At 75.8% G+C, this 1,303-nt stretch carries 1 protein-coding gene and 1 pseudogene; both read left to right on the top strand.

Annotated elements, in window-relative coordinates; all coding sequences use genetic code 11:
* The coding region (locus GTW67_RS22105) for a transcriptional regulator (RefSeq protein ID WP_161166546.1) at positions 1–924 on the top strand (924 nt) is incomplete at its 5' end.
* A gap of 67 nt (positions 925–991) precedes the next feature.
* Positions 992–1,303: pseudogene (locus tag GTW67_RS22100) on the top strand (PLP-dependent aminotransferase family protein); the annotation flags it as partial.

Raw genomic sequence — 1,303 nt, 5'->3', positions numbered from 1 at the left:
GCGCCACCGAGCCGGCGGCGGCGTCGTACCGCCCTGTACGCCGCGACCGCCGTCGTCGTCATCGCCGGTGCCGTGGCGCTCGTGGCGAACCTCGTGCCGGGTACCGGCGACGGGGACCAGCGCGGTCCGGCCGGGGCCGCCGCGGCCGGGGTGTCGGCGTCCGCCCCGGTGTCCGGGACCGCCACCCGGCCGGCGTCGCCGAGCGCGAGCGCCTCCGCCTCGGCGTCCGCGTCCGGCTCCGCTTCCCCGTCGTCCTCCGCGTCCGCCTCGGCGCCCGCGACGCGCGAGAGCGCGACCGCGCCCGGCCGTCCCGGCCCCGCCGCCGGCCCGGCGCTCACCGTGGCGACCACCCCGTACTACTGGGACGTGCCCTGCGACCACGCCTTCCTGGTCGACCGCAGCCCGCAGAACGTGCTGCCCCCGCCCCCGCAGCAGGACGCGGTCGGCTGGGCCACCGCCTACGGCGCCGTCTCCGCGAACCGGCAGACCGTCGTTCTCACCGTGCAGGGCACCGGCGAGGAGACCGTGGTCCTGGAGGACCTGCACGTCCGCGTGGCGAGCAGCAGGCCGGCGCTCGACTGGAACCAGTACGTGATGGGCAACGGCTGCGGCGGCGGCGTCGACACCGCGTCCTTCGACGTCGCGCTGGACCTGGGCACCCCGACGGCGGTGCCGGTCGCGGGGCAGCGGGACTTCCCGTACAAGGTGACCGAGTCCGATCCCGAGGTGTTCAAGGTCAAGGCGCACACCGGCGGCCGCGACGTCAGCTGGTACCTGGAGCTGGAGTGGTCGAGCGGCGACCGGCACGGCACCCTGCGCGTGGACGACCACGGCAAGCCGTTCCGCACCAGTGCGTCCAAGGACGCGTCCTACTACGCGTATCCGCTGGGCAGCCACGCCTGGGAGTGGGTCGCGGGGACCTGACCCCGCACACCTGTCCGTATCACGGAAACGTGCCTGTAGGCGGCACGTACTTCCCTAGGCTGCGGCCATGACCGTGACCCAGGACCCCGCTCTCGCCGCCCCCGCCGTATCCGCCGCCGACGGATCCCTGCCGCCGCTCGCCGCGCGGACCCGGTCGATCGGCGGTTCGCCGGTACGGGACATCCTCGCCGTCACCGCCCGCCCCGAGGTGATCAACTTCGCGGGCGGGCTGCCGGCGCCCTCGCTGTTCGACGCGGAGGGCATCGCCGCCGCGTACCGGGCCGTCCTCGCCGAGGAGCCCGCGCAGGCCCTCCAGTACTCCACCACCGAGGGCGTGCCAGCGCTGCGGGCCGCGCTCGCCGCCCGCACCTCGGTCCGC

The organism is Streptomyces sp. SID5910 (assembly GCF_009862125.1).
GTDB lineage: Bacteria > Actinomycetota > Actinomycetes > Streptomycetales > Streptomycetaceae > Streptomyces.
The sequence above is the reverse complement of the archived record's forward strand: the minus strand, read 5'-3'. Positions and strand labels throughout refer to the sequence as shown.